Annotated in this window: 2 protein-coding genes; both read right to left on the bottom strand. The window is 70.1% G+C overall.

Going from position 1 to position 1,566, the window contains the following annotated elements:
• The coding region (locus ACFXG1_RS33140; RefSeq protein ID WP_384745889.1) for a hypothetical protein at positions 1 to 518 on the bottom strand (518 nt) is incomplete at its 3' end.
• Positions 519 to 614: 96 nt separating this feature from the next.
• Positions 615 to 1,463: a helix-turn-helix domain-containing protein gene (locus ACFXG1_RS33135; RefSeq protein ID WP_384745887.1), complete on the bottom strand. Its 849-nt coding sequence runs from the start codon at positions 1,461 to 1,463 to the stop codon at positions 615 to 617.
• Positions 1,464 to 1,566: the final 103 nt, after the last annotated feature.

The raw sequence follows: 1,566 nt of genomic DNA, 5'->3' as shown, positions 1-1,566 counted from the left end.
AAGCGCGCTGTGCCCCAGTCGCGCGAGGTCAGGCACACGTACCTCTCCCGGCGCAGGTCCACGGCGCTCGGCCGCTCCCCGGTGCCTTTCGGTAGTCGGTCGGCCTGGCGGCGGACGTCGGAGGCGACGGCGCGGGCGTGGCCGGTGAGCTGGAGGGCGATCTGCTGGTAGTCGCAGCTGGTGAGTGTGTCCTGCGTGGTCCAGGTGAGGACGGCTTTGACGAGGCTCTCGTAAGGGTGGCGGTCGAGGGGCAGTTGCTCCTCGATCAGGTCCTCGGGGTCGTGCAGGACGGTGTACGCGGAGGGGGCCGGCCCGGCGGCTTGGTCCGGGGGCGGTGGTTCACCGGTGGTGTTCCTGGCCGGTCTCGTGCTGAGCGTTCTGGTCGGTGCTGTGCCGGCGGAGGAAGCGGGCGTAGCCCTGGTCGGCGCGGGACAGGAGGGCCGGGGACGGTTGTCCGTGGCCTGGTGGCTGGAGGCTGCGGCCTTCGTCGGGCGTGGTGGTGGGTTGTGTGCGCGCATGCGGTCCCGCCTTCGGCTGGTGGTCCGTCAAGGGGGCATTGAGGCTACGCAGCGCGGGATGCGCTTCTCAACGATGTTGCGGGAGATTGCGGAACTTCACTCGAGGGCGTCGAGGGCGGCCTTGATGAGGGCGCGGGCGTCGTCGCCGTAGACGGCCATCTCGGCGAGGCCGGCGAAGGCTTTGGTGTAGTCGGCGAGTTCGCGCGGCTGTTTCACCTTGATCTCTACTGTCAGGGTATCCACCACGGCCACGTCGTTGTCGTGGAGGTAGAACGCCTCCAGCGGCCACATGATGCGTTGCACGGTGAACGGGATGATGCCCAGCGACACCGAGGCGAGCGGCATCACGGCCAGGAGGTGGCGTAGCTGTCCGCGCATCGCGTCAGGGTCGGCGGTGCGGAAGCGCAGGACGGACTCCTCCATGAGGACGACGTAGCGATGGCCGCCCTCGTAGAGAAATCGGGAGCGGGCGATCCGGGTCGCGACTGCTTCGGAGACGTCGTTCGGGGTGCCCTGGAAAGCGGTGATCCGCTCCATGAGGGCGGTCGCGAAGGCGGGCGTCTGGAAGAAGCCCGGGGGCACGTTGGAGACGTAGACCCGGCAGACGCGGGTGCGCTCGTGCAGGCTGTTCCAGTCCTCCTGGACCTTCCGCATGCCGCTGCGGTGCAGGCGGCGCCACTCGAGGTACATCGAGTCGACGGCGCGGGCGGTGGCGATGAGGTCGTCGGCCTGGTCCTCGGCGCCGCAGGCCGCGCACCAGGCGCGGATGTCTGCGTCGGAGGGCGGGGCGTCGCCCTTCTGGAGGCGGGTGGTCTTCGCGGGGTGCCAGCCGCACCGGGCGGAGAGGTCCTTCCCGGTGAGGCCGGCGTCCTTGCGCAGGTGCTGCAAGCGCACGGCCAGCGCCTCGCGGGCTGCTTGTGCGCTGGACGACGGGGAGGCGGTCATGGGCTACTGGCGGCTTAGACGGTGTACATCTCGTGCGGGATGGCGCGCTCCCAGACCGTCTCGAAGTCGGCGAGGCACAGGGAGACGGCGGCCGGGTCGGAGG

The sequence above is a fragment of the Streptomyces sp. NPDC059248 genome (assembly GCF_042753905.1).
In the GTDB taxonomy this organism is placed as follows: domain Bacteria; phylum Actinomycetota; class Actinomycetes; order Streptomycetales; family Streptomycetaceae; genus Streptomyces.
Note: the sequence above shows the minus strand (reverse complement) of the source record. Positions and strands in the feature narration are given on the sequence as shown.